This is a genomic window from Allobosea sp. TAF32, assembly GCF_052113585.1.
GTDB lineage: Bacteria > Pseudomonadota > Alphaproteobacteria > Rhizobiales > Beijerinckiaceae > Allobosea.
The window spans coordinates 539,584-564,772 of sequence record NZ_JBFRDM010000001.1 but is presented as its reverse complement, the minus strand read 5'-3'; the positions used below and the strand labels follow the sequence as shown (position 1 = coordinate 564,772).

At 64.8% G+C, this 25,189-nt stretch carries 21 protein-coding genes and 5 pseudogenes; 18 read left to right on the top strand and 8 right to left on the bottom strand.

The annotated features are described in order from the left end of the window. Nucleotides 1–77 precede the first annotated feature (77 nt). The 4 genes from AB4Z16_RS02515 to AB4Z16_RS02500 are packed head-to-tail and all read left to right on the top strand — an operon-like array spanning nt 78 to nt 4,297. Nucleotides 78–557: a chemotaxis protein CheW gene (locus AB4Z16_RS02515; RefSeq protein ID WP_441509733.1), complete on the top strand. Its 480-nt coding sequence runs from the start codon at nt 78–80 to the stop codon at nt 555–557. A gap of 5 nt (nt 558–562) precedes the next feature. Next, nucleotides 563–1,447, top strand: a complete 885-nt coding sequence (locus AB4Z16_RS02510; protein ID WP_441509732.1) for a CheR family methyltransferase — start codon at nt 563–565, stop codon at nt 1,445–1,447. Then, nucleotides 1,444–2,550 carry a protein-glutamate methylesterase/protein-glutamine glutaminase gene (locus AB4Z16_RS02505; protein WP_441509731.1) on the top strand — a complete coding sequence of 369 codons (1,107 nt, stop codon included), beginning with the start codon at nt 1,444–1,446 and terminating at the stop codon, nt 2,548–2,550. The genes AB4Z16_RS02510 and AB4Z16_RS02505 overlap by 4 nt, the downstream gene beginning before the upstream one ends. A gap of 28 nt (nt 2,551–2,578) precedes the next feature. Further along, nucleotides 2,579–4,297 (top strand): coiled-coil domain-containing protein, encoded by a 1,719-nt coding sequence (locus AB4Z16_RS02500; protein ID WP_441509730.1) that lies wholly within the window; start codon nt 2,579–2,581, stop codon nt 4,295–4,297. Between the two features lie 643 nt (nt 4,298–4,940). On the opposite strand, the pseudogene AB4Z16_RS02495 reads toward AB4Z16_RS02500, so the two are convergent. Beyond that, a pseudogene (locus tag AB4Z16_RS02495) lies at nt 4,941–5,035 on the bottom strand (LysR family transcriptional regulator); the annotation flags it as partial. Between AB4Z16_RS02495 and AB4Z16_RS02490 the strand changes: the two are divergent. Continuing rightward, the gene (locus AB4Z16_RS02490) at nt 5,020–5,367 is read left to right on the top strand and encodes a zinc-binding dehydrogenase (RefSeq protein WP_441509729.1); all 348 of its coding nucleotides are present in this window, start codon (nt 5,020–5,022) and stop codon (nt 5,365–5,367) included. The pseudogene AB4Z16_RS02495 and the gene AB4Z16_RS02490 sit on opposite strands and share 16 nt — an antisense overlap. Before the next feature lie 193 nt (nt 5,368–5,560). On the opposite strand, the gene AB4Z16_RS02485 is transcribed toward AB4Z16_RS02490, so the two are convergent. Together AB4Z16_RS02485 and AB4Z16_RS02480 are read right to left on the bottom strand one after the other, a co-directional pair. Continuing rightward, nucleotides 5,561–6,385 carry an LssY C-terminal domain-containing protein gene (locus AB4Z16_RS02485; protein WP_441509728.1) on the bottom strand — a complete coding sequence of 275 codons (825 nt, stop codon included), beginning with the start codon at nt 6,383–6,385 and terminating at the stop codon, nt 5,561–5,563. Nucleotides 6,386–6,947: 562 nt separating this feature from the next. Continuing rightward, entirely contained in the window at nt 6,948–7,988 is a 1,041-nt protein-coding gene (locus AB4Z16_RS02480; RefSeq protein ID WP_441509727.1) for a LacI family DNA-binding transcriptional regulator, read from the bottom strand. 125 nt (nt 7,989–8,113) lie between these two features. Here AB4Z16_RS02480 and AB4Z16_RS02475 point away from each other — a divergent pair, with 125 nt between their 5' ends. From AB4Z16_RS02475 to AB4Z16_RS02455, 5 genes are read left to right on the top strand one after another with little or no spacing between them, the layout of a single operon-like run. Then, complete coding sequence (locus AB4Z16_RS02475) at nt 8,114–9,397, top strand: M20/M25/M40 family metallo-hydrolase (protein WP_441509726.1); 1,284 nt, start codon at nt 8,114–8,116, stop codon at nt 9,395–9,397. After that, on the top strand, nt 9,397–10,041 hold the full coding sequence (locus AB4Z16_RS02470) for an ABC transporter substrate-binding protein (protein ID WP_441509725.1): 645 nt from the start codon (nt 9,397–9,399) through the stop codon (nt 10,039–10,041). The genes AB4Z16_RS02475 and AB4Z16_RS02470 overlap by 1 nt, the downstream gene beginning before the upstream one ends. Then, nucleotides 10,013–10,693: a DUF1028 domain-containing protein gene (locus AB4Z16_RS02465; protein ID WP_441509724.1), complete on the top strand. Its 681-nt coding sequence runs from the start codon at nt 10,013–10,015 to the stop codon at nt 10,691–10,693. The genes AB4Z16_RS02470 and AB4Z16_RS02465 overlap by 29 nt, the downstream gene beginning before the upstream one ends. 27 nt (nt 10,694–10,720) lie before the next feature. Beyond that, the gene (locus tag AB4Z16_RS02460) at nt 10,721–11,662 is read left to right on the top strand and encodes an ABC transporter permease (protein ID WP_441509723.1); all 942 of its coding nucleotides are present in this window, start codon (nt 10,721–10,723) and stop codon (nt 11,660–11,662) included. After that, a complete protein-coding gene (locus tag AB4Z16_RS02455; RefSeq protein WP_441509722.1) occupies nt 11,659–12,525 on the top strand; it encodes an ABC transporter permease in 867 nt (288 codons plus the stop codon). The genes AB4Z16_RS02460 and AB4Z16_RS02455 overlap by 4 nt, the downstream gene beginning before the upstream one ends. A 235-nt stretch (nt 12,526–12,760) precedes the next feature. On the opposite strand, the gene AB4Z16_RS02450 is transcribed toward AB4Z16_RS02455, so the two are convergent. From AB4Z16_RS02450 to AB4Z16_RS02435, 4 genes and pseudogenes are all read right to left on the bottom strand, one after another. After that, a complete protein-coding gene (locus tag AB4Z16_RS02450; RefSeq protein WP_441509721.1) occupies nt 12,761–13,852 on the bottom strand; it encodes an ABC transporter ATP-binding protein in 1,092 nt (363 codons plus the stop codon). Continuing rightward, nucleotides 13,849–15,788, bottom strand: a pseudogene (locus AB4Z16_RS02445) (glycoside hydrolase family 127 protein). Before AB4Z16_RS02445 ends, AB4Z16_RS02450 begins: the two are co-directional and overlap by 4 nt. Nucleotides 15,789–15,849: 61 nt before the next feature. Next, nucleotides 15,850–16,679 (bottom strand): annotated as a pseudogene (locus AB4Z16_RS02440) (carbohydrate ABC transporter permease). Next, nucleotides 16,676–16,795: pseudogene (locus AB4Z16_RS02435) on the bottom strand (carbohydrate ABC transporter permease); the annotation flags it as partial. The pseudogenes AB4Z16_RS02435 and AB4Z16_RS02440, both read right to left, overlap by 4 nt. Nucleotides 16,796–16,797: 2 nt before the next feature. Between AB4Z16_RS02435 and AB4Z16_RS02430 the strand changes: the two are divergent. Beyond that, nucleotides 16,798–16,962, top strand: a pseudogene (locus AB4Z16_RS02430) (gfo/Idh/MocA family oxidoreductase); the annotation flags it as partial. Between the two features lie 17 nt (nt 16,963–16,979). Beyond that, complete coding sequence (locus AB4Z16_RS02425; protein WP_441509720.1) at nt 16,980–18,050, top strand: aldose epimerase family protein; 1,071 nt, start codon at nt 16,980–16,982, stop codon at nt 18,048–18,050. A 374-nt stretch (nt 18,051–18,424) separates the two neighbouring features. Here the strand turns inward: AB4Z16_RS02425 and AB4Z16_RS02420 are convergent, their stop codons facing one another. Further along, nucleotides 18,425–19,234, bottom strand: a complete 810-nt coding sequence (locus AB4Z16_RS02420) for an IclR family transcriptional regulator (RefSeq protein ID WP_441509719.1) — start codon at nt 19,232–19,234, stop codon at nt 18,425–18,427. Nucleotides 19,235–19,465: 231 nt separating this feature from the next. Here AB4Z16_RS02420 and gloA point away from each other — a divergent pair, with 231 nt between their 5' ends. The 6 genes from gloA (at nt 19,466) to AB4Z16_RS02390 (ending at nt 25,188) form a co-directional block, all read left to right on the top strand. Then, a complete protein-coding gene (gene gloA, locus AB4Z16_RS02415; RefSeq protein ID WP_441509718.1) occupies nt 19,466–19,900 on the top strand; it encodes a lactoylglutathione lyase in 435 nt (144 codons plus the stop codon). A gap of 81 nt (nt 19,901–19,981) precedes the next feature. Further along, nucleotides 19,982–20,698 carry an RraA family protein gene (locus AB4Z16_RS02410; protein ID WP_441509717.1) on the top strand — a complete coding sequence of 239 codons (717 nt, stop codon included), beginning with the start codon at nt 19,982–19,984 and terminating at the stop codon, nt 20,696–20,698. A 26-nt stretch (nt 20,699–20,724) separates the two neighbouring features. Then, a complete protein-coding gene (locus AB4Z16_RS02405; protein ID WP_441509716.1) occupies nt 20,725–21,708 on the top strand; it encodes a D-2-hydroxyacid dehydrogenase in 984 nt (327 codons plus the stop codon). 17 nt (nt 21,709–21,725) lie between these two features. Continuing rightward, nucleotides 21,726–22,679 (top strand): aldo-keto reductase family protein, encoded by a 954-nt coding sequence (locus tag AB4Z16_RS02400; RefSeq protein ID WP_441509715.1) that lies wholly within the window; start codon nt 21,726–21,728, stop codon nt 22,677–22,679. Between the two features lie 220 nt (nt 22,680–22,899). Then, nucleotides 22,900–24,150: an ABC transporter substrate-binding protein gene (locus tag AB4Z16_RS02395; RefSeq protein ID WP_441509714.1), complete on the top strand. Its 1,251-nt coding sequence runs from the start codon at nt 22,900–22,902 to the stop codon at nt 24,148–24,150. A 75-nt stretch (nt 24,151–24,225) separates the two neighbouring features. Then, on the top strand, nt 24,226–25,188 hold the full coding sequence (locus AB4Z16_RS02390; protein WP_441509713.1) for a carbohydrate ABC transporter permease: 963 nt from the start codon (nt 24,226–24,228) through the stop codon (nt 25,186–25,188). The last annotated feature ends 1 nt before the right edge of the window (nt 25,189 follow it).

The window sequence follows — 25,189 nt, the reverse complement described above, 5'->3', positions numbered from 1 at the left end:
CGGCCCCGCCCAGGCGGCGGGGCCGGCCTCTCCGCGCCTCAATCCGCCTGGCTCCCCAGCCGCATCGCGAGTCTCCCATGGCCGACACCGCACAATACCTGACCCTTGGCATCGATCATGAGCTCTTCGGCATCGATATCCGCAATGTCCGCGAGATCCTCGACATGCGTCCGATCTCGAAGCTGCCGCATGCGCCGGCCTTCCTGCTCGGCATGATCGATGTTCGCGGTGCCGGCTATCCGATCGTGGATCTGCGCACGAAGCTCGGCCTGCCGCGCGCCGAGCCAACCGAGGCGACGCGCATCATCATCCTGGACGTGCCGGTCAAGGGCCGCACCCGGGGCGTCGGCTTCGTCGCCGATCGCGTCTTCGAGGTCACCGGCCTCGATGCCGACCAGACCGAGGCCGCCCCCGATGTCGGCGGCCGCTGGCAATCGAACTACATCGCCGGGATCGGCCGCAAGGGCGAAGCCTTCATCGTCATCTTCGATCTCGAGCGCCTGATGGAAGCCGATGGTCTTCCTCTGGCCGATCTCGCTGCCGGCAAGGCAGCTTGACGCCGATGAGGCCAACCATGTCGGACACCTCGGATTATCTGGCTGATAAGCATTTTTCGGCCATCGCTGCGATCATCGAGAGTCGGGTTGGCATCAAGCTGCCACCCACCAAACGCACCATGGTCGAGGGGCGGCTGCGAAAGCGCGCCCGTGCGCTTGGCCTGGCAGGGGTGTCCGGCTATGGCGCCCATCTGTTCGAACGCGGCGGGCTCGACGACGAGCTTGTGCACCTGATCGATTGCGTGACCACCAACAAGACCGATTTCTTTCGCGAGCCGAGCCATTTCGAGTTTCTGCGCAATGTCGCCGTGCCGCAGTTGCTGCAGCGGCATGACTCGCTCCCGGCCGGCCTGAAGGTCTGGAGCGCCGCCTGCTCGACGGGGGCGGAAGCCTACACGGTCGCCATGGTGCTGCAGGATTTGGTGAATGCCGCCAAGCCGATCCGCTTCTCGATCCTGGGCACGGATATCTCGACGGAGGTCCTGCGCGAGGCGAGAGCGGCCATCTATCCGCGCGCCTTCGTTGCGCCGGTGCCGTCGGCCATGCAGCAGCGCTACCTAATGCGATCGAAGGATCCGCGGCAAGAAGTCGTCAGGGTCGCGCCGGAACTGCGCAGAAAAGTCCATTTCGAGCGGCTGAACCTGATGGACGAAAGCTATCCATTCGACCGGGACGTGGACGTCATCTTCTGCCGCAACGTGCTGATCTATTTCGACGGGCCGACTCAGAAGGCCGTCATCGAACGCCTGGTGTCGCATCTTCGACCCGGCGGATACCTGATGCTCGGCCATTCGGAATCGATGGCGGGCAGCGGCATCGCCGGAGTGCAGCAGATCGTCCCGACCGTCTATCAGGCCGCTCCCGCCGCGCTCAGGAGGGCAGCAGAATGACCCGTCAACCGATCCGCGTGCTCATCGTCGACGACTCAGCCTCGGTGCGCCAGGTGCTCAGCTCGATCCTGAGTGCCGATCCGGGCATCGAGGTCATGGGAACGGCAGCCGATGCCTTTGCCGCGGTGCGCCGTCTGCAGAGCGAATTGCCGGACGTCATGATCCTCGACATCGAGATGCCGGGGATGGACGGGCTCACCTTCCTGCGCAAGATCATGGCGCAGCGGCCCATTCCGGTGATCATCTGCTCGACCTTGACCGAGGCGGGGTCGCGGGCGCTGTTCGATGCGCTGGAAGCCGGGGCGGTCGACGTGCTGCCGAAGCCGCGCATCGACACGCGCAACGCGCTGATCGAGACGGCGGATCGGCTGAGGCACTCCGTCAGGGCGGCCGCTCAGGCGCGGCTGCGCCCTAGGGCCGCGCGTGCGCCGGTCGAAAAGAAGCTGACCGCGGATGTCATCATGCCGCCACCGGTCCCCGTCCGCGTCCGCAGCGAGACGGATCGTATCGTCTGCATCGGCATTTCGACCGGTGGGACCGAGACCCTTCGGGAGGTCCTGACGGCTCTGCCGGTCACATGTCCCGGCATTGCGGTGGTGCAGCACATGCCTGAGAAGTTCACGGCCGCCTTTGCCCGCCGGCTGAACGGCATTTGCGCGGTCGAGATCAAGGAAGCGGAGGACGGCGACGAGCTTCGGGCCGGCCGCGTTCTGATTGCGCCGGGAAATCGTCACATGCTTCTGCAGCGCGCCGGGACGCAGTATCGCGTTGCGATCAAGGACGGCCCGCATGTCTCACGCCACCGTCCGTCCGTGGACGTGCTGTTCCGCTCGGCCGCCCAATATGCCGGCGCCAACGCACTCGGCCTGATCATGACTGGCATGGGCGATGACGGTGCTCGCGGGCTGCTCGAAATGCGCAAGGCAGGCGCGCACACGCTGGCGCAGGACGAGGAGAGTTGCGTCGTCTTCGGCATGCCTAAGGAGGCGATCGAGCTTGGTGCCGCCCAGCGCGTAATCGGCCTTGCGCGCGTGCCTCAAGAGATCATGGCCTGGCCGCAGCTCGGGCGCGGTGGGGCAGGCGAGATCGCCCAAACCGCCTGAGGATGAGTAGCATTGCGTCGGGGGCAGAATGTTTCGGGATAACGAAGGACTATCGAGGCTGATCCTGTCGCTGGATGCGAATGCGCGCGCGATTGATGTGACCTTCGCCACCGCCGGGCAGCAGCTCGGCGACGGGCTGGAACTGTTTCAGGCCCTGAATGAGCGGCTTGGAGCCTTGTCGCGCGAACTGGCAGGCACCGAGATCGAACAGGCCCGCACGGCGCTGCATCGTCTCGCCGGCGAATTGCGTGTGCTGAACCACGCCCTTGCCTCCGAAACCTGCGCGCTTCAGGACCTGTCGATCCACAGCCACATTGCCTCTCAGGCTCTCGAACGGCTGCTCGAGCAGATGCGCCTCATCACCATCCTCGCACGCGGCGCACGGATCGAGGCCATATCCATTCCGATGGTGGGGAGTGATTTCGGCGACTTTGCCGGCGAGATCGGCACGCTGACCGCAGAAGCCCAGCGCACGATCACACGCTGCGCGCGCGATCAGGCGCGGCTCTGTAGCCTCCTCGATTCCGCGCTGAAGGCACAGCGAGAATTCGAAGGGCGGTACGGAAAGTCGCTGGCGGCGCTGGCAGGCAAGCTCGACCAGACGCTGGCGGAGGTCGCCGAGCGTCAGCGCCGTAGCGTCGCGCTGACCGCCGAGGCGGCCGCGATCTCGGGCCGGATCACATTGGCCACCGGTGGCGCCATTATCGCTCTCCAGGCCGGCGACAGCATACGCCAGAGGCTTGAACACGCCATTTCCGGGCTGCGTCTGGGCGAGGTGCCGGGGGGCGCGGCCGATCTGGACGGCGCGGTGCGCCTCGCCTGCGGCGATATGCTGTTGCGGCTGCAATCGGCGCAGCTCGAAGGCGCAGCCGGCGCTCTCGGTCCCGATGTCGAAGAGATCAACAGCGCGCTCGTCCTGCTTGACCGCGAGACCACGCAACTGATCGATCTCGTCAGGTCGCTCTATCGCGGTGGCGGCACCGCATCGTTCCTGGTCGAGCTGGAGGCCGATCTGGCAGAGGCTTCTGAGCTCCTCGGCCGTTGCGACATCGCCCGCGCCGGCGTCGACCGCGTCACCAAAGCTGTCGCGAGCGTTCTCGATGATTGCCAGGGCACGGTCGAGGCGCTTGCTGCGACCGCCACGAACATCGTCCTGATCGGGATGAATGCGGGACTGCGCGCGGCGCGGATCGGCACCGGCGGGCGCAGTCTCGTGGTGATCGCCCAGGAGCTGAAATTCGCGGCCGACCAGGTGGCCACCGATTCGCGGAAGCTGACTCCAGCGTTCACGCAGATGCAGGCCGCCTCGTCGGTGCTGAAGCGCGAAGGGAAGCTGGACGCTACCTATTTCGCCGCGTGCGACGAGATGATGCGCAACTCGCTCGCCATCATGCGCCACAGCGGCGATCGGCTCGGTGCGAGCCTGGACGAGTTGCTGCGGCAGGGCGAGAGGTTCGGCGCCGTGATCCAGCAGGCCGGGCTATCCTTCTCGAGCACCGGAGCTATGCGCGATCTCATCACGGGGGCGGCCCGTGAGCTGCTGCTCGCGGCCGGAGCGCAACTCCCGGAGACGCATCTGCTCGCGCAGGCGGGAGATTTCATCGCGCGAGTGATCTGGCCGAGCTACACCATGGCGGCGGAACGCCAGATCCACAATGCTGTGCTCGAACGATGCGGATTGGCGCAGGAGGCGCGTACGCCGGTTACCGTCGCGGCGGAAGCCGAGGCCGACGAGTTTCTGTTCTAGTTGGACAAAATCGCCGGGGGATCGTCGCGACCTGCCTGATCGCGTTGATTGGGGCCATCGGGGTTCCGCGCTTGGCCACCGTCCTCGACACGCATGGCGATGCCCAGAAGCCCGTTCTCGCCGATAGGATTGGCACCATCGGGAGGAAGCGAGGAAGAATATGCGCGCTCGAGGCGGTCGGCCAGATGCTGTTCGGCCCGGCGCCGCTCGGAGCCTGCAAAGATCAGCTGTTGCTCGGTCGGCCAAGATCCATTCCGGCACCCGGCTCGCACTTCATGGCCGGGCGCAGGCATTGCCGCATCTTAGCCTGAGGTTGATGCCGTTCGCCGAACCCTTCCCGCAAGGTCGCGGAGGATAGGCACCCATGAATTATTCGCTGCGCCTGCGGACATGTGGCTCTCGCGATCGGCCGAGTTGGGCAGGCGTGCTCAGGTCGAAGCTGCGGGACCGAGGTAGCGAGGGCGCCATAAGCGGAACTTGGCGCCTTGCCGGCAAGCGGACGCTGAGACCTTCGGGGAGTTGCTTCGACCCTTTTGGCTACGGCAGCCGAATGGAAGCATCTTAGGAGAGATCTTCCTGGTCGAAAAACGGTCGGCGCCGCGACTGATCCGCTTTGGGCAAAACCAGCGCCGGTGCTGCTTCGCATCAGCCCCGGCAGCTCCGCCGCCAGCGCGTCGATCGCGACACGACCTTCGGCGGCAAATGCGGCGTCTGCAACCAGAGTGCGTGCACGTCGTAGGGCAGCCGCCCCTACTGAGGCGCTGCGCAAGGCCGGCGCCGCCCGTGTCGTTGCTTCCGCCGAGGCGGATATTGAAGCCTGGCTGAAGGAGATCACCGGCGAGGTTGGCATTCGGGCCGTCTTCGACGCAGTCGGCGTCCCCGCCTTCATGCCGCTCACCGCCGCGATGATCCGAGGCGGCATCCTCATCAACTATGGCGGCAAGAGCTCCGAGGCGACGCCCTTCCCCCTCTTCAATGTGCTGAGCAAAGGTCTGCCGTTGCGCGGCTATCTGGTCCACGAAATCACAGGAGATCCGGTGCGCCCAAGGCGTTCGTCCTGGAGGGGCTGAGCGATGGCTCACTGAAGCCGATCATCGCGCGGACTTTTCCAACGCGAGTGCAGAGACCGCGAGCCAGAACGTCGCTGGTCTTGCAATTCTTGTCGGCAAGCGGTTTCAAGCTCGACTGCCGCCTTGGGTGCCCACCGATTCCCAGCGCGGATCCACGAATCCGAGCGAGAGTAGCGGCCGTACAGATCCTTGTTCAATTTTCCATCAGGCTAGCGAAGGCGATCTCGCCATCGGTAATGTAGTGGTTAACCTTTCCGGTCTGCAACCGTGATCCGGATTGGTGCAATGCGACCTCCCCGATCACCCGCTTTGCCTTTAACTGGGTGACGACGTAGTTGCGTTCCGCATTCGTGTCTGAATCGGTCGCATGGGTGACTTGGAGCGTTAGTCGGGCCAGCGATAGGCCGGTGTCTCTGGTGCCCGCCCCAACCCACAGCACGCGCTGATCGGTCGATGGTTTATCCGTGTTCAACCAGAAGCTCGCGGCTGCCATATCATCCTCCGAGTGGGCGAGACTCAACGCCCAGAAACGGACGTGATGGCGCTTGCGCGGGCTGTTGTTGATCGGCTCTTGGAAACCAATGTCCTGCCTCCGTCCAAAGAGATAGAGGGAGCTGAAAGGAGCTGTGGGATACGGAGAGTTGAGCAAAAACGCGCGTATCATTCGCCACGTGCTCGCGACTCCCAAACGATCGGCTGTTGACCAGCCCGCCGTTGCAAACGCATCGCAGAGTTGTTGAAGGGTGCCGATGAGGACGAGGTTTACCGGATCGCCGGGCAAGCCATCTCCGGTGATCGTGTATCTAGGGATAAGTCTCCGGTGAAGAACTTTCAGCCCCATTCGGACCACGTTTGGCAAAATGACATAGGCTGCCAGCCCGTAAGTGAGGCTTACTGCCAGGATCCACGGAAGTCGGTGGTCCGCCGTATCGAATACGACGAAGACTATCAGCCAGACGCTGAAGGCGCCCAGGCAGAAAATGAGCAACCTCTGGAATAGGCGCGCAAGCAATCGCAAATTTCTTTGTCCTGTCTGGCAGGAGATGAGCTCGCCGCAGCTCTGTCTGTTCGTATGCAGGTTTCACCGTCCAGCCCGGCATTAGGCCTCGGATCCGACGCCCGTTCAACGGGTAAAGGCGACCGAGGCCACGCATAACCGTGCGTGTCGGCTCGTGACACCTCGAGACCGCAAAATCGGTAGAGTGCGGGCCTAACATTTGGCGAGATCGTCGCGCCATGAAGGAAGGAACGATGCGGCATTCAGCAGCAAAGACCACCAAACGCTTGTTAAGAATCTGAATTGGAAGGGGTTAGCTCCTGATATTGCCAAGAAATTAGGTGGCGTGCTGCCCGCCTTTCCCGTGATGCGGCGTTCCGGACATCGCAAAAGCGCCGCTTGCGCCAGAACCGAACTCTAGCTCCTCGTCCGAAACCGGACCTTCCCGGTGCGGGACGCGATGCGCATTGCAGGCAGTTGCGGAGGCCGAATTCGCGCCCACAAACACGACGGCGGCAGCCAAAATACCAGCGGCCATCGGGCGTAGTGCCGGGCCGGCTAAATTACCCGCAACCCAGCTCGCTCAGGCGCTGCCTCTCTGTACAAGAGCATAATCTACATTCTTGATCGCCGCATCGATCGGCGAGCCCTCGATGCGGCAGATCAGCATGTCAGCGGCCGCCCAACCCATCTGATAGCCTTGGGTCCTGACGGTCGTCAGACCGGGAGGGATCTCGGCCGCGATCTCGAAGTCGCCGAACCCTGCAACGGCGAGATCCTCCGGGATCCGCATGCCGCGGCGTTGCGCCTCGAAGATGACACCGACGGCCAGGAGATCCGATGCGCAGAGCACGGCCCGCACACCGCCAGCATCGAGCAACTGCTGCAGCCCGCTCGCTCCTCCACGAAAGCTAGATGCATCCTCCGTCCCGTCCGAAGACACGGGTGAAACCACGATATCGGCCGGCAGGCCCGCCTGACGCAGCGCTTCCAGCGCTCCGTCTCGGCGGGCCTCGTAGCGCCGCAGGCCGGATACGGGGTAGTCGACATATCCGATCCGATCGTAGCCCCTGGCGATCAGGTAGTTCGCAATCTCGGTTCCCGCCTCGCGGTTTCGGAACCCTGTCGCCATGTCGATGATCGGCCCTTCAGTCTCCCAGACCTCGACGACGGGTAGGCCGGAGCCGCGCAGCAGCGCGTAGGTCTCATCGCTGTGGCGGGTGCCCGTCAGCACGAGGCCGTCCGGGCGCCGGCGGATGAACGCCTCTACCGCCGAGGCCTCCGCATCCGGCGAATAGCCGGTGTTTGTGATCATGAACTGATAGGAGGCCTGCCTGAGGCGATCAGCCATGCCCTGAATGCTGTTGGCGTTATTGGAGTTGCGCAGGGATGGCACGACGATCCCGATCATGGCGCTGCGGCCCGAGGCGAGATTGCCGGCGAGCATGTTCGGAACGAAGCCCAGGCGCTCGCCTTCGTTCAACACGCGCGCGCGCGTCCCGGCGCTCACGGCGGACGGGTTCTTGTAGACGCGCGAGACCGTCATAAGCGAGACGCCGGCGGCATGCGCGACATCGGACATGGTGGCCCAGCCCGGTAGTCGCTTCACGGGATCATGGTTCATTGATCGGCTCTGCTGCACGCCTTTTGCGCATCGTTGAGGCTGTTTGAGTCGTACCCTACTTGACAGCGGGCAAAACATAAACCTGGATGTTAGCGATAACGTTAGCGCTAACAAGCGGATTTATCGTGACCGAAGCAGATAGTTTGAAGCAGCGCGTGCTCGGTTGGATCGAGCGTGATCGCGAAGAGATCATCGCCTTCCTCTCGGCGTTCCTGCAGGCCAAGTCGCCGAACCCTCCCGGCGATACGCGGCTCGCTAGCGCCCATGTCGAGCGCTTCCTCACCGAACGCGAATTGCCGTTTCGCGTGTTGAGCGCCCAGGAGCATCTGCCCAACATCGTCGGCTCGGTCTCGGCGGCGCAACCGGGGCGACACCTCGTCCTGAACGGGCATATGGACGTCTTCCCAGCGATCGAGGAATTGCCGGGACAGCGCAGCCAATGGAGCGGCGAAGTCACCGATGGCCGCATATACGGGCGCGGCGCCGCGGATATGAAATGCGGTACGACGGCCTCGATCTACACCTACCGCTACCTTGCCGAGCTGATGCCGGTGCTGCGTGGACGCCTGACGCTGACGGTGGTGTCCGACGAGGAGACCGGCGGCCGCTACGGCACGCGCCACCTCATGGAGACAATCCCCGAAGAGGTGATCGGCGATTGCTGTCTCAACGGCGAGCCGAGCGGGCTCGCCACGCTGCGTTTCGGGGAAAAGGGCGCACTGCGGATGGCGCTGACGGTTCGCACCCGCGGAGCCCATGGCGCCTACCCGCATCTCAGCGAGAGCGCGATCAAGATTGCCTGTCGTTTGGCGACGGATCTGGAGGCGCTAGCGGCGCTCCTGCCCGAACTGCCGGAAACGGTCAGTGCCGTGATCGGCTCCGCGCCGGCACGTGAGGCGATGAATATCAGCCTCGGCGACGGCGCGGCCGACATCGCCGACCGCACGACGGTGAATATCGGGGTGATCCGCGGCGGGCTCAAGGTCAACATGCTGCCGGACGAGTGCCTGCTCGAAGTCGAGGTCCGGATGCCGCCCGGCCTGAGCATCGAGCGGGTCGAGAGCGAACTCGCCGGCATTATCGCCCGCTATCCGATGGTGACGCGGGAGACGCGGCCGGACCACAGCTATCCCTCGAGCTGGTGCGACCCCGAGGGCGACATGGTCGGCATCTTGCGCGCCAACACACGGCAGGTGACCGGGCGGGAGGCTGTGCCGATCGTCAGCCTCGGCGGTTCGGACGCTCGCTATTGGCGCTGGCGCGGGGTTCCGGCCTATCTCTACGGCCCCTCTCCCAAGACGATGGGCCACCGCGAAGAGCACGTCACGCTCGACGAGCTTTTCGCCGTTCTGCGCGTCCATGCGCTGTCGGCAATCGACTATCTCGCAACCAACAATGGAGGAGAATAATGGCTATGGCTCGGGCTTGTCTTATCGCAGCGGCGCTTCTTCTCGGCGCCCTGCCGGCACCGGCAGCCAATCCGCCGGCGAAGGAGCGGACGGCGACCATCCTGGTCAGGAACGATTCCGTCGGCTTCGACCCGCACAAGTCGACCGGCCGCGGCGCAGCCGAGATCCTGTTTATGATGGCGGACACGCTGGTCTCGGTCGAGGACGACCAAAAGACGCTCCATCCCCTGCTGGCGAAGTCGTGGACCCTGTCCGGTGACGGCCTGACCTATACATTCAATCTGCGCGACGACGTGAAGTTCTGCGATGGCAAGCCGCTCACGGCCGCCGATGTCGTCTATTCGCTCAAGCGTCTGATCGCGCCCGAGACACGGTCCCCGGCCGCCTGGCGCCTCGGCAAGGTCGCCGACATCACGGCCAAGGACGACACGACGGTCATCTACACGCTGAAGGAGCCGCACAACGAGCTCCTGCTTCACCTCGCGCAGAGCTTCGGCTCGATCATCGACCGCGCCAATGTCGAGAAGCTGGGCGCCGATTTCGGCGTCAAGGGCCTGAACGGCACCGGCCCATTCTGCTGGGGCGAGTGGCGTCCGCGCGACCAGTTCGAACGAGATGACATTTTCTTTGATCGCCCGCGATGAAAAGACGGGGATGTTCGGCATCGGCATCGCCACGTCGAGCATTGCCGTCGGAAACCGCTGCCCCTGGGCCCGCGCCAAGGTCGGTGCCGTGACCTCGCAGCACCGCAGCGACATCCGCCTCGGCCCGAAGGGGCTCGACTTCCTGTCGGCCGGGCTCAGCGCCGAGGAGACCGTGCGTCGCCTCATCGACGAGAGCGAATTTCCTGATCAGCGCCAGGTCGCAGCGATCGACCGGAACGGCGGAACGGCATTTTATACCGGGCCAAAGATCCCTTCGATCAATTCGGGCTATCAGGGCTTCAACTGCGTCTCGACCGGCAACGTAATCGCGAACCGCGACGTGCCCAAGGCGATGGTCGAATATTTCGAGGGCGCCGCTGGCGTGCCGTTCGTCGAGAAGCTGCTGGGCGCGATCGACGCCGGCCTGGCCGCGGGGGGCGAGACGCAGCCGATCATGTCGGCCGCTCTCCTCGTCGTCGACGAGCAGGACTGGCCGCTGGTCGATCTGCGCGTCGACCTCGAGCCCGAGCCGCAGGCGAAGCTGCGTCAGCTCTGGCAGGCCTATGAGCCGCAGCTCGAACACTTCCTCGTGCAGGTCCTGCGCCCGAACGACGTCAAGCCTCGCCAGGCCCCCGAGCCGGTTCAGGCCTGATCGCAAGCGAACCCGAAAGGCAGTCCCATGCTGAGATACACGGCGCAACGCCTGCTGCTTGCGGTCCCGGTGGTTTTCGGCGTCCTGCTGATCGGGTTCACCCTGCTCAACCTCATCCCGTCGGATCCGGCAACCGTGCGCGCCGGGCCGACGGCCAGCGCCGCGGTCATCGCCCAGATCCGCAGCGAAATGGGGCTGGACCGCCCGCTCTGGGAGCAATTCCTGCGCTATGTCAGCAGCATCCTGCAAGGCGATCTCGGCACATCGCTTGTCAACAACATGTCAGTGGCGGAAGAACTGTCCCGTTCTTTCCTGGCGACGCTGGAGCTAATGGCCCTCTGCCTAGTCTGGGCCGTGCCGCTGGCGATCCTGCTCGGTGTCGCCGCCGCGGTAGCGAGAGGCGGCTTCCTCGACCGGCTGATCATCGGCGGGGCCGTCGCCGGCATTTCCCTGCCCGTCTTCCTGATCGGCATGGTCCTGCTGTGGATCTTCGGCTTCCAGCTGCAATGGCTGCCCTTCACCGGGCGCGGCGGCCCGCTATGGACCCTCGACGGCTTTCGCCATGCGGTGCTGCCCTCGCTATGCCTGGGCTTGATCTTCGTCGGCCCGGTCGCGCGGATCACGCGCACCTCCATGCTCGAGGTCTTGGGGGCGGACCACATCCGGACGGCGCGGGCCAAGGGGTTGGAGGAGCGCCTGATCGTCGGACGCCATGCGTTGCGCAATGCCATGATCCCGGTGACGACGTTGATCGGGCTCCAGATCGGCTATCTGATGGGCGGCGCCATCGTCACGGAGACGATCTTCTCATGGCCGGGCGTCGGCCGCCTCGCCGTGGGCGCGATCGTCGCCAACGACCTTCCCGTGGCCCAGGGCGCGATCATCGCCCTGGCTCTCGGTTTCATCGCGATCAACATCATTGTCGATCTGCTCTATGCCGTGCTCGATCCGAGGATCCAGGCCCGATGACACTGGTACCGGGCTCCGCCCTTCCGCAGAGAAATCATGCGCGGCTGCTGCGACGCCTCGCGGCCGATCCGCTTGCCGCCGCCGCCCTCGGCATGCTCGTCGTGTTGGCAGCCGGGGCGCTGTTCGCACCGGTCCTGGCGCCATACGACCCGCTTCGGATCGAGATGACGCAGGTGATGCAGCCCCCGAGCGCGGCCCATTGGTTCGGCACCGACGGCCAGGGGCGAGACATCTTCAGCCGCGTTCTGTTCGGCCTTCGGCTCACCGGTCTGATGGGCTTCTGCGCGATCGCCATCGGCGGCGCACTGGGCACCGCGGCGGGAATGCTGGCAGCGTTCTATCCGCGGCTGGACGGGCTGATCATGCGCCTGATGGACGTGCTGCTCTCGTTCCCGGCCATTCTGTTCGGGCTCGCGATCGCCGCGATCATCGGCGCGGGCACGCAGTCGGTGATCATCGCACTGGCGATCTCCACCATCCCGCTCATGGCGCGGATCGCTCGCGGCGCGGCGCTGACGGTCATCGCACAAGACTATATCGCCGCCGGACGGGTCATCGGCCTGACGGATAGAGGACTGCTGGTTCGCTACATCCTGCCGAATTGCCTCTCGACCATCGTCGTCTTCCTGACGCTTCGGCTCGGTCAGGCCATCCTCCTCGCAGCCTCGCTCGGCTTTCTCGGCCTCGGCACGCAGCCGCCGGCGCCTGAGCTTGGAACAATGGCGGCTCAAGGCATCAATTTCTTCTTCTTCGCGCCGCATGTTGCGATCATCCCGAGCCTTGTGATCTTCGCTCTCGTCCTGGCGACCAATGTGCTGGGTGACTTCCTGCGCGACATCCTTGATCCAAGACTTCGCGGGTAAAGACGCTTCGAGCCGAGCGGACAGACGGCAGGCTGGCGCCATTTGCGGACATTAGGGCTCTGCCCGAAAGCGGACGGTTACCTCCGGCGTTCTGAAGACCGCCTCCACAGTTTCAAACATTGCTCCTTGCAGTGCCGCCTGGCTCGGCGTCATCCTGCAAGATGTTCGACACATGCTCGATACCGCCGGCGGGCGCAGCCGATTGGCAGCGGAAGATGTCTCTGCGCCATGCAGTTCACCTTGCCTCGCCGGACATCGAGAAGATTTTCAGCGCCGGCTGGTGGCAGCTCAACCAGATGCTTTCGCCCGGCCTGGCGTCCTGGCCGCCGCGCTGCTCGATGGTGACGAGGTCTCCGTTGGCGAGTTTGCAATGAACATATCGCGTGCTGCCGAGATATTCGGCGAACTCGACCCGTGCCGGCAGCGCATTGTCCTGGCTGTCCGTGATCGCCCAGTGTTCAGGGCGGATGCCGAGCTTGATCGCCTCCTGCGGCGCGGCGGGCATGGGGCGGTCGAGCGCGATCTCCGTTCCTGCGATGCTGACCCGGTTCGCGGTCAGGCAGGTTGCGTCGATGATGGTCATGCGCGGCGAGCCGATGAAGCCCGCGACGAAGAGATTGGCGGGATGCTCATAGACCTCCCTGGGCGAGCCGACCTGCTCGATCCTGCCGTCACGCAGCACCACGATGCGGTCGGCCAGCGTCATCGCTTCGGTCTGGTCGTGCGTGACGTAGATCATCGTGTTGCCGAGTTCGCGATGCAGACGCGCGATCTCGACGCGCATGCTGACGCGCAACTCGGCATCGAGATTGCTGAGCGGCTCGTCGAAGAGGAAGACCAGCGGTTTGCGCACGATCGCGCGTCCAATCGCGACGCGCTGCCTCTGCCCGCCCGAAAGTTGGCCGGGCCGGCGCTCCAGCAAGGGGCCGATCTTGAGGATCTCGGCCGCCGCCTCGACCTGCCGCCGGATCTCGGCCGCAGGCGTTTTTGCGATCTCCAGGCCGAAGGCCAGATTCTCGCGTACGCTCATATGCGGGTAGAGCGCATAGGACTGGAAGACCATGGCGATCCCGCGCTTGGCCGGGTCGAGATCCGTCACGTCCCGGCCTGCGATCAGGATGTCGCCGTCGGTGACCTCTTCCAGCCCAGCGATCATGCGCAGCAAGGTCGACTTGCCGCAGCCGGACGGCCCGACGAAGACGACGAATTCGCCGCCCTCGACCTTGAGGTCGAGGTCATGGATGACGTCGACCGAGCCGAAGCTCTTGCGCACGCCCTTCAGTTCGATGGTGGCCTTGTCCTGCGCCGGATCGTGCTGCGCGTTCATCGGCCGCCCCTGATCCAGACCAGCATCTCGCCGGGTTCGCGATTGTCCCAGAGGTGATAGGGCACGAGGCGCGCCGTCGTCGCGGCATGATCCGGCGGATGCGTATCGTAGAGGCGCCCCTCCCGTCGCGGCCATTGCTCGCGCCGCACCGGGAGATCGATCGCCACTGCCCCGCCGAGATCGGGCATCTGAACCGTCTTGGCGCCAGAGAGGTCCGCCGGCGCGATCAGGGCGTTGAGGTCGGCGGCATTGTCGACCTCCTCGGCGCAATAGATCAGCGGCCCGCGCGCGATCGCGACCCGGCCGAGATCGGCCTTGACCGCCGGATGGGCATGGAGCGCGCGCACCGGCATCGGCAGGTCGAGCGCGAGCCGGTCGCCATCCTTCCATTCACGGGCGAGATGCACATAGCCATCGCGGCCCTCCGTCATCGGCACAGTCTCGCCATTCAGCGTGACGGAGGCTTGACCGCACCAGCCAGGCATCCGCAGGGACAAGGTGAACTGCACCGGCCGATCCAGCCCGATGGTGACGGCCACCTTTCCGTCAGCCGGATAGTTCGTATCCTGCGTGAGCGTCACCACCTCCGCGCCGACACTGAGCCGCGCCGTGCTGGCGCCGTAGAGATGCACGGCGATTCCGTCCGCCGAGACGCCGTACATATAACTGCCGATCGCCGTCACCGTGCGGGCGATGTTGGGCGGGCAGCAGGGGCAGCGATGCCATGTCCAGCGATGATGGCCTCCGCGGCTCTCCAGCGGGTTGTCGTAGAAGAAGCGCGATCCGTCGATCGAAAGCCCCGACAGCGCGCCGTTGTCGAGCGCCTGCTCCATGATGTCGGCGTAGCGCCGATCCGGCCCGCGCCCGAGCATGCGGCTCGCCCACATCGCCAGCGCCACCGCCGCGCAGGTCTCGGCATAGGCGCTTTCGTTGGGCAGGTCGTAATAGTCGGTGAAGCCTTCGTTGCTGGCCGCCGGGCCGATGCCACCGGTGACATACATCTGCTTGGAGGTCAGATCCTCCCAGAGCCCGCCCAGCGCCGCCGTCAGGCCGTCGTCGCCGAACTCGGTCGCGACATCGGCCATGCCGGAATAGAGATACATGGCCCGAACCGCATGGCCGACGACCTTGCCCTGGTCGCGCACCGGCAGATGCGACTGGTTGTAGAGATAGGTCTTGTGGCGCCATTGGGCGGGATCGACGCCGCGCGCCGCCGCCTCGACATCAAAGTAATGCGGCTGCTGGCCACGCTGCTCGACGAAATAGCGCGCGAGGTCGAGATAGCGCTGCTCGCCGGTGGTGCGACCGAGCCGGATCAGCGCGAGCTCGACCTCCTCATGCCCGCAATAGCCGGGCTTCTGGCCGAGCTTCGGCCCGAAGTTGCGTCGATATGGTCGGCATAGCGGCACATCACGTCGAGCAGCCTGCGCCTGCCGGTGGCGTGGAAATAGGCCACCGCCGCTTCCATCAGATGGCCGGCGCAATAGAGCTTGTGGCAGTCGCGCAGATTGGTCCAGCGCCGGCCCGGCTGCATCCTGACGAACCAAGAGTTCATGTAGCCGTCCGGCTGCTGGAGGCCTGCGAACATCTCGATACTCGCGTCCATCTTCGCTTCGAGATCGGCATTGGGCTTGCGGTAGAGCGCATAAGCCGCAGTCTCGATCACCTTGGCGACGTCCGAATCCCAGAACATCTGGACGTTGACGGTGTCGGGTGCGCCATCCGCGCGCATGTGCCAGGGCATCTTCACCGGCGGCACCGGCCGGGCCGGATCGATCTGGTCGAACATGCCGGCCGCGACGCAGCGGTCATAGAGGATCATCGCCGTCCTGTCGGCGACGGCGTCGATGCGCTCGCCCCAGAAGCCGCGAACATCGACGTCGGGCACAGCTGGCGGCCTGTAGCCGCTGGCCCGAGGCTGGTCGTGAGAGGTCATGATGTCACCGCTTGGTTGTCGAGAAGGTTCACTTGACGGCGCCCGCGGTGAGCCCGCGGATCTAGTAGCGCTGCAGCAGAAGGAAAAGCGCGAGGCACGGCGCCATCATCAGCATCACGCCGGACTGCACTGCGCCCCAGTCGATGGTGCCGAACTGGCCCGAGCGAACCGCGGCCATCATCACCGGCAGGGTGTATTTCTTCTGGTCGGTCAGCAGGATCAGCGCCGCCAGGAACTCATTCCAGGAGGCCAGGAAGGCGAAGATCGCGACCGTCGCCACGCCCGGCAGCACCAGTGGCAGCATCACCCGAGCAGCATCAGGAGGACCGAGGCGCCGTCGACGCGGGCCGCATCCTCGATCTCCTTCGGCACGGCGTCGAAGGCATTGCGCATCATGAAGATCGAGAAGGGCAGGTGCAGCGTCACATAGATCAGAACGATCCCGGGCAGCGTGTTTTGCAGGCCGAGCCGCGTGAGGATCAGGAAGAGTGGCGTCAGGATCGACTGGAACGGGATCATCACCGTTGAGATGATGAGTACGAACAGCACGTTCTTCAGCGGGAACTTGAAGCGCGAGAAGCCGTATCCCGCCAGCAGGCTGATGATCACGATGACCACTACGGTTGCCGCGGCGACGGTCAGGCTGTTGCCGGCATAGGTCCAGATGCCGACGCCGTATTTCGCAAGGTTCTCGTAGCTTTGCGTGCTGAAGCCCTCGACCGGCCACGGCGGCAGCGGCGGGCGCGCGGCTTCCGCCGACGATTTGAACGAAACCAGCGCGCTCCAGGCGATCGGCGCGACGAAGAGCAGGGAAATGAAGAGCCCGAGAGCGTGATAGCGGGTGGCGGCAAAAGCCCTGCGGCGGGCTGTGGCGGACTTGCGGGACATCAGATGCCCTCCGGCGTGCGCAGCAGCCGCAACTGCACGACGCTGATCGTGACCAGGATCAGCAGCAGCACCATCGACATCGCCGCGCCGTAGCCCAGCCGGAAGGAGACGAAGGACTGGCGAGGTTCTCGTCGACGAGCCGGAGCAGGAGTATCGCGGCGTCTATCACCGCTTCGTCGAGCTGGTCCGCTCCGGCGCCAGCGATGTCGATACTGTGCCGCTGGCGCTGCTGGCCGACGCGTTCATGCTCGGCCGGCGATCCATCGTCGAAGATTTCGCGTGGTGAGAACGAGGTTGCCCGAGATGTCGGAGCCTATTTCGCGCGATGTTTTTGGGGACCTGCCCGACGGGCGCCCGGTCGAGCGCATCACGCTTCGCGGCGAGGCCGGCTTCGCCACCTCGATCATCACCTGGGGCGCGGCCGTGCAGGCTCTCTGGGCGCCGCATCGCGACGGGCGGTGCGACGACGTGGTACTCGGCCACGACACGCTGGAGCCCTATCTGACGCGGCGGGATTTCTTCGGGGCGACGGTCGGGCGCTATGCCAACCGCATCGCCGGCGCGACCTTCACGCTCGACGGCGTCCGGCACGAACTCGACGCCAATGACGGCAGGAACACTCTGCATGGTGGCGCGGATGGCTTTGACCGGATGCTCTGGACCGTCGAGAGCATCGGTTGCGACCCGATGCCGTCGCTGACGCTCAGCCATACGAGCCCGGATGGGGCGGGCGGCTTTCCGGGCGCACTGGCGGCGCGGGTCCATTTCCGGCTCACCGGCCCGCAGGAACTGACGATCGCATTCGAGGCGACGGCCGATCGCCCGACGATCCTCAGCCTGACGCATCACGGCTACTTCAACCTCGGCGGGGCGGTCGGCGGCGGCGACATCCTGGATCACGAACTGACGCCGTTCGCCAATCGCTATCTGCCGGTCGATGCCGGCCTGATCCCGCTCGGCGCGCCGGCGAATGTCGCCGGTACACCATTCGACTTCCGCTCGCCACGGACGATCGGCGCCGCCATCCGCGCCGACCACGAACAATTGCGGCGCGCTCGCGGATACGACCACTGCTTCGTCCTGGCCGACGAGGTCTCGGCCGCGCCGCGGCTCGCGGCCCGCGTCGTCGACCCGGTCTCCGGCCGTGCCCTCGACCTGATCACCGACCAGCCTGGCCTACAGTTCTACTCGGGCAACTTTCTCGATGGCGGTTCGGGAGGGAAAGGCGGGCGCCTCCATCGCCAGTCCGAGGCCTTCTGTCTTGAACCACAAGCTTGGCCAAACGCACCCAACCGGCCGGACTATCCGTCCACGAGACTGGATGCAGGCGAAGCCTACCGCCGCAGCACGACCTTTCGTTTTCATACGGTCTAGGTTCGCCAAAAGCTGTGTCGTTGCCGTCGAGCGCCAAGAGCTGACTTCAACTCAGCGCCAGGAAGCGGAGTATGCACGTGCTAGCAGCGCAGCGGAAAGTTCCCCCGCTCGCCGCGACCGAAGAAAGTAGGTGGGACCTGTCCGCGCTCATCTGAAATTGCATCATTCAGCCTTTTCCGGCTCTCGCGACCACTCTGCCCACCCGTTCGGCGAAACCGCTCGCGTCGGCGGGGGGCTCGTCATCGAGCACGCGGGCGGTGTCGAGGAGAAGATGAGCGATGTCAGCGCGCAGGGCACCAAAACAATCGGCCGGAAGCGGCCATCGAGGAACGGTTTAACGAGACCGGGCCCCTGCAGCCAAGCCCGCTCAGCCCTTACCCTGAGTGAGTCGGGCGGTTCAGTAGTTCTTGCGAGATCAGCTTCGCAACCCCGGTGACGGCGGTGCGCAGCGTCTCGATGCGCGAGCGATCTTGGATGCGCAGAAAAGGGATGCTGACCGCTGCCACAACCTTGTTCTGCCGATCATGAACCGGAGCTGCGACCGCCATCACGCCAACTGAGAATTCACCATCGTCGAGGGCCGAGCCTGACCGCCTGATCTGGGCAAGACTCCTGCCGATCTCCTCGGGTTCGCACATCGTCCTGTCTGTATAGCGCGGCAGTGGACTGTTCAGGATCCGAGCAATGTCGCCGCCGTCCATATGAGCAAGCAAGACCCGGCTGGCTGCGCCGGCATGCAGCGGCAGACGCCGACCAGGTTTGACGGTCAGCCCATAGGCGCCGGAACTATGCGCAACCGCGATGACCAGGACGCCGTCGCCATCCAGCACCGAGAGCTTGCTCGCCTCGCCGGTGGCTTGGGAAAGGCGCTCGAGATGAGTGTTGGCGAGTTTGACCAGCTCGGAATCATGCCCGGTCACGACATTGGCGGCCAGGGACAGAAGACGCGGCCCGAGCAGGTAGGAGCCCAAAACGCTCCTCCTGACGACGTCTCGCGCCTCAAGGGTATTCAGGATGCGGTAGACGGTCGAGCGCGGCATATCGAGAAACTCGCTCAACTCGCGGATCGAGGTGCCGGCCGGGCGCCGCTCGATGATCTCCAGCAGGTCGAGCATGCGCTCGATCACCGGAACCTGGTTTCCCTCGCGCCGCTTCGTGCCCGCTGCGTCGGTCGCTTCGCTCATCGTGATCAACCTTGTCTCCCTTGCGGCCGGCGCCGCTGCAGGACGTCGGCGGCGGTGTCAAACTTTAGCCGGCCGGGGCAACCGACGCCCAGCATCGATTTACAATTGACAGCCCGAACAATCGGCAGATGATTACATAGGAACTGATAAAGTTCAAATGGGAACTGATAACCGCTGGTGCTCTTCGCGTCGTCCGAGGCGACGGGGGACGGACCGGCCGCGAGGAACGACATGACGGGCACTACAACGAACGGCTTCAGGATCATGCACACGATGATCCGGGTCGGAGACCTGGATCGCTCGGTTGCATTCTACGCGCGGCATTTTGGCATGACCGTCGTCAAGAAAGTCGATGTGCCCGAGGCGAAATACACCAACGTCTTCATCGGCTACGGCAGCGAGTCGAATGATCCGATGATCGAGCTGACATATAATTACGGCATATCAACCTACGAACCGGGCAACGGCTTCGGCCATCTCGCGATCGGTGTCCGCGACCTCCATGGTGCGTGCCAGGCATTGCGGGAGGCCGGCGTTCGGATCGTGCGCGAACCCGGACCGCTCAAGTTCGGCACCGTGCACATCGCCTTCATCGACGATCCGGACGGCTATCGCATCGAGCTGATCGATCTCGGCACCGGCGATTACGCGGGGCCCGCCGCCTGAACCGAGGCGGCCTTTAGGGTGACACTTCAACCACAGTTCCAACAGATCGGCACCCGAGCCGGCTCCCGTGAGGACACGACCATGACGGCTTGCAGCCCCGAAACGATCCAGTTGCTGAAGCGCGTGCCGACGGCGGCGATCACCGGCATCCTGCTGAAGAAATACGGGCTGCGCATGCGCGCCATTCCGGGCATCGGTCCGATCGATCCGGCCCATTGCCGCTTCGTCGGGCCGGCCTTCACCCTGCGCTATGTCCCGATGCGCGAGGATATCGCCTTGACGGTCGACATCGGCAATCCCGCCAATGCGATGCTGCAGGCGACCCAGCAGATCCCGGCCGGCAGCGTGTTCGTCATGGACATGTGCGGCGTCGGCGCTGTCGGTGGGCTAGGCGACGTGCTGACCACCCGCATGAAGGTGCGCGGCGTGGTCGGCGTCGTCGCCGATGGCGGCATGCGCGATGTCAGCGAGATCCGAGCCTTGGGGATGCCGACCTTCTGCAAGGGGCCGGCCGCCCCGGCGAGCCCCTCGGCGCTCATCCCGATGGCGATCCAGCAGCCGATCGGCTGCGGCGGCGTGCTCGTCTTCCCCGGCGACATCATCGTGGGCGACGAGGATGGGGTGGCCGTGATTCCGGCCCATCTGGCGGCCGAGGTGGCACAAATGGGCGTCGACAAGGAGGCGCTGGATGGATGGGTCCGCGACCGCGTCGCCGAGGGCGGCGATATTCTCGGTCTCTATCCGCCGAACGAGGCAAACCTGGCCAAGTTCGAGGCCTGGAAGGCAATGCAGGGCTGATCTCCCGGCAGTTTCAGGAGCAGACCATGCGAGTCCACATCCAGAACCATCCCGATGACGGCAATCCGCGTGCGACGCTGGCTCAGTGGCAGGACGCAGTGGCGAGGGCCGGGCAAAAGGCTCATGGCCTGGAGATCAGCTTCGGCGAAACCGCAGCCGATTTCGCAGCCGTGATCGGCAAAGTCGACGCACTGATCACCACCTCCCGGGTGGTGCAGAATTACCTGCCCTCCGCCGAGCCGACGCAACTCAAGCTGATCTTCCTCACCCATGCCGGGGTCGATTCACTGGCGAAGGGCCGCTTTATTCCGGCGGGCGTTACGCTGCTGAACAACAGCGGCGCCCATGGCGTCAAGGCGGCCGAATACGCTCTGATGGCCGTGCTGATGCTGGCCAACCACATGCCGCTTTTTGCGGGGCAGCAGCGCGAGGGCCGCTGGCACCGGAAGCTGGCCTCCTCGGTGGCTGGCCGCCGGGCGACGATCGTCGGCCTGGGCGCCATCGGCGGCGTGATCGCGCAGCGCCTGAAGGAGCTCGGCCTGCATGTCACCGGGGTCAGGACGAAGGCCGAGCCGCACCCGCATTGCGACGACGTCATCGCGACGGATGATCTTGACCGCATCCTGCCCGGCACCGAATTCCTGGTCCTGATCGCGCCGGTGACGCCCCAGACGACGCATCTGCTGGACCGAAGGCGGATCGCGCTGCTGCCTCCGCAGGCCGGCGTGGTCAATATCGGCCGAGGCGAACTCGTGGAGCAGGATGCCCTGCTCGATGCACTGGATGCCGGCGCGCTGGCAGGCGCGGTTCTAGACGTGGCGACGCCGGAGCCGGTCCCGGCCGGGCACAGGCTCTGGACGACGCCCAATCTCGTCCTGACGCCGCATATGTCGTCCGGCGACCCTCTGACCTACATCCCGCGCAGCCTCGACATCTTCCTCGACAATATCGAGGCCTTCCGTGCGGGCCGCCCCCTTCCCAACGCCGTCGATCTTGCGCGCGGCTACTGAACCGGACGGGTCTTCTCATGCGCTTCAAGCCTTTCGGCAAGACCGGCCTTTCCCTTTCGCAGATCGCGCTCGGCGGCCATGAATTTCTGAAGAGCGGGCTGTCGCGCGGTTTCAACGAGAACTTCGCCCAGGCCGTCACACGCGGATATGTCGCGCCGGGTTTCGGCGGGCCCAAGCGGCTCGAGATCCTGAAGGCGGCCTATGATCTCGGCATCAACCTCTTCGACGTCACGATTGACTCGGAGAAGGAGGCGCTGGGTCGCAACCTGTCCGAACTGCCGCCGCCCTATCCGGTCTATGTCCAGACCCGCCCCGAAGGCATGTGCTACGGCTACGATCCCGGCAACCGGCAGATGCTCGACTACTCATTGCTGCGAGCCGAGACCGAACGCGTTCTGAAGCTGATCCGCCGCGAGATCGTCGACTTCTTCAATATCGGCCTGATCAATGGATCGATCGACGAGACGCCGGACTATATGGCGCGCCTCGCCGACAATCTCGCCCGCCTCAAGCAGGACGGCCTGATCCGTTTTGCCGTGGCCGACTCCCATGCCGGTGAAAGGCTTTACCTCGCCGAGCTGGGCTCCGGCGGCTTCGATGCGGTCAATCTCGATCTCAACCTCGGCGAGTTCGACGGTTTGCACGCAGTGGTTCCACGCGCGCGGGAGCTCGGCCTCGGCGTCATCGCGCGGGAGGTCTTCTTCAAGGGGGAACTGTTTCCGATCGCCGAAGAGGTGGGATTGACCGACCGTGCGGCCGTGGCGCGAACCGCGCTGGCGTGGGTCGGCCGCCAGGACACGGACGTGATCATACTTGGCGTCGACAATGCAGAGCAATTGCGGGCCAACGCCGCGACCCTCGACGCTGGACCAGCGGCTCTCGACGAGAACCTGCAGTCCAGGCTCCAGGCGGGCGCGGGCTTCAAAGCCTATCGCGACAGACGAACGGAGCTGTTTTTCGAGCGCCGATAAACGGCCGCCATCGCAGACGCATCGGGGCCCGCCCCGATGCAAGCAAATTCTTGACAGGCCGCGCCCGACCGCCCACGATCATAACAGAACACAATCTATTCAAATAGGAACAGATACACCCAACCTGGTCGCCGCCAGAGCGACCGGAATCGGAGCGATACCGTCCGGGCAAAAGACCCGGCGGCAACAAAAATAAAAACGATCTCAGGGAGGACCGACAGTGAGATACAGGACGTTCAAGCTCCGCCTGGCGATGGCCGCGGCTGCTTTCATCTCGGTGACGCCCGCGCTGGCGGGTGAAATCAACTGGTGGGTGTCGGAGCCCGGCCGGGTCAAAGCCCAGCAGCTTGCAACCGAGTTCGAGAAGGAGAACCCCGGCATCACCGTGAAGCTGCAGGCCAACCCCTATGGTGGCCTCGAAGGCAAGGTGATGATCGCGGTGAGGTCCGGACTTCCGCCGGATATCATCGAAGTTCAGAACTCATGGATCCCGTCCTATCAGGCCACGGGCGCCCTCGAGGAGGTCGGTGCCGCGATCGGGCAGAGCGTGCCCTTGGGCGATTTCGTGCCCGCGACCCTCGCGGCCACTTCGGTCGACAGCAAGATCTACGGCCTGCCCTTCCAGGCTGAAGCCTTGGCGATGCTCTACCGCAAGGACCTGTTCCGCGAGGCCGGCCTCGATGACGGAAAGCCGCCCCAGACCTGGGACGAGATGATCGAGGCCTCGAAGAAACTGACCTATACCAGCAAGACGGGCCAGCGCCGCTATGGCTACGGGATCGCCGGCGGCGGAGCCGAAGGCCAAGGCAACACGCTGTATCGCTCACTGCCTTATATCTGGATGAACGGCGGCGACATCCTCTCGCCCGACATGAAAAAGGCGACGCTGAGTTCGCCTGAGGCGGTGGCGGGCGTGAAGTTCTATACGGACATGCTGACCACGTTGAAGGTCGCGCCTCCCTCGACGCTGGAGAATGGCGGCCTCGAACTGCGTCGCCTGTTCATGGCCGGCACCATCGCGATGTATCAGGGCACGCCGACGGAACTGGAACGCTTCGCGCAGGACGCGCCCAATTTGGATTACGGCGTCGCGATCATGCCGTATCCCAAGGGCAAGCAGACCTCCGCATTGCTGGGGGGCTGGGGCTTCATCGTACCCAAAGCCGGAAAGAACAAGGCCGAGGCGCTGAAGCTGCTCCAGTTCCTGGCCAAGCCAGAGCGGCTCGCGCTCTACACGCGCACCTTCCCGACCACCACGACAGCGATGAACCTGCCGCGCTTCGCCGATCCGAGGCTCGACGCGTTCAAGGTGATGCTGACCCATGCCCGGCCGCAACCGGCCATCGGCACCTGGCTCGAGATTTCCAGCGCCTACTACAAGAGCGTCCAGGAGATCCTGATCGGCGGGGCTACGCCGCAGGCCGGGATGGCCGCCGCCGACAAGGCGATCGACGCGATCCTGAAGAAATAGCCGCCCAGGCGTCGCGTCATGCGCTTGCGCGCTGACGTGGCGGCCCCGGCATGCCCCCCGCGCCGCAGCGTGACGATGATGTCCAACACAGCACAGAGCTTGGCCCCGATCCCAGCCCACTCGCCGCCGCGCCCGCCGGAGCGTCATGCCGATGCCCCGCGCGGGCGGATCGGGCGCTATATCGCGGCCCATAAGGACGGGCCGATCTTCTTCATCCTGCCGGCGATCGCACTCCTGGCGACCTTCATCATCTACCCTATCATCTCCACGCTGATCCTGAGCGTTACTGACGGCAGCGGCGCCTTCGTGGGCGCGGCCAACTACGTCAATATCATCGAATCCGACCGCACGGCGCGTGCCACCGTCAACACGATCTATTTCGTGGCTTCGTCGATCATCCTGCAGCTCGTGCTCGGCACGGCGGCCGGGATCGTGCTGAACGAGCGGTTCCGGGGGCAGGCCCTGGTCCGCGCGCTGACGCTGATCCCCTGGGTCATTCCCGGGATCGTCGGGGCCATGACCTGGGCCTGGATGTTCCACACCGATTACGGCGTGATCAACTATATACTGATGTCCAACGGCATCGTGGACGAGCCGGTTCGCTGGCTGACCAATCCCAGCATCGTTTTGCCGGCGCTGACAGCCGTGAACGTCTGGAAGATGTTCCCCTTCGTGGCGATCATGGTCCTGGCCGGGCTGCAATCGATCCCCCTCTCGCTCTACGAGGCGGCGAAGGTCGATGGCGCCACCTTCCGCGACGAGGTCCTCTACATCACGTTGCCGCAGCTGCGGCCGATCCTGGCTTCGATCACCCTGCTGCTGATCATTGCCGGCGTGAACTCCATCACGATCATCTATGCGATGACCAAGGGCGGTCCGGCCGACCGGTCGCTGATCACCTCGATCCAGATTTTCGTCGAGGCGTTCCAGTACTTCAACTTCAACCAGGCCAGCGCGCTGTCGGTAATGTTCTTCATCGTCTCCACCGTGTTCATCGTCGCGCATATCTGGTTCGACGGCCGCCGGAAGGACCGCTGAG

Coding starts and splice junctions, on each gene's coding strand:
- AB4Z16_RS02465 (WP_441509724.1), top strand. CDS start 10,013: ATGACATTTTCTTTGATCGCCCGCGATGAAAAGACGGGGATGTTCGGC.
- AB4Z16_RS02410 (WP_441509717.1), top strand. CDS start 19,982: ATGACGGCTTGCAGCCCCGAAACGATCCAGTTGCTGAAGCGCGTGCCG.
- AB4Z16_RS02455 (WP_441509722.1), top strand. CDS start 11,659: ATGACACTGGTACCGGGCTCCGCCCTTCCGCAGAGAAATCATGCGCGG.
- AB4Z16_RS02505 (WP_441509731.1), top strand. CDS start 1,444: ATGACCCGTCAACCGATCCGCGTGCTCATCGTCGACGACTCAGCCTCG.
- gloA (WP_441509718.1), top strand. CDS start 19,466: ATGACGGGCACTACAACGAACGGCTTCAGGATCATGCACACGATGATC.
- AB4Z16_RS02400 (WP_441509715.1), top strand. CDS start 21,726: ATGCGCTTCAAGCCTTTCGGCAAGACCGGCCTTTCCCTTTCGCAGATC.
- AB4Z16_RS02425 (WP_441509720.1), top strand. CDS start 16,980: ATGTCGGAGCCTATTTCGCGCGATGTTTTTGGGGACCTGCCCGACGGG.
- AB4Z16_RS02420 (WP_441509719.1), bottom strand. CDS start 19,234: ATGAGCGAAGCGACCGACGCAGCGGGCACGAAGCGGCGCGAGGGAAAC.
- AB4Z16_RS02500 (WP_441509730.1), top strand. CDS start 2,579: ATGTTTCGGGATAACGAAGGACTATCGAGGCTGATCCTGTCGCTGGAT.
- AB4Z16_RS02460 (WP_441509723.1), top strand. CDS start 10,721: ATGCTGAGATACACGGCGCAACGCCTGCTGCTTGCGGTCCCGGTGGTT.
- AB4Z16_RS02405 (WP_441509716.1), top strand. CDS start 20,725: ATGCGAGTCCACATCCAGAACCATCCCGATGACGGCAATCCGCGTGCG.
- AB4Z16_RS02470 (WP_441509725.1), top strand. CDS start 9,397: ATGGCTATGGCTCGGGCTTGTCTTATCGCAGCGGCGCTTCTTCTCGGC.
- AB4Z16_RS02515 (WP_441509733.1), top strand. CDS start 78: ATGGCCGACACCGCACAATACCTGACCCTTGGCATCGATCATGAGCTC.
- AB4Z16_RS02510 (WP_441509732.1), top strand. CDS start 563: ATGAGGCCAACCATGTCGGACACCTCGGATTATCTGGCTGATAAGCAT.
- AB4Z16_RS02390 (WP_441509713.1), top strand. CDS start 24,226: ATGATGTCCAACACAGCACAGAGCTTGGCCCCGATCCCAGCCCACTCG.
- AB4Z16_RS02450 (WP_441509721.1), bottom strand. CDS start 13,852: ATGAACGCGCAGCACGATCCGGCGCAGGACAAGGCCACCATCGAACTG.
- AB4Z16_RS02480 (WP_441509727.1), bottom strand. CDS start 7,988: ATGAACCATGATCCCGTGAAGCGACTACCGGGCTGGGCCACCATGTCC.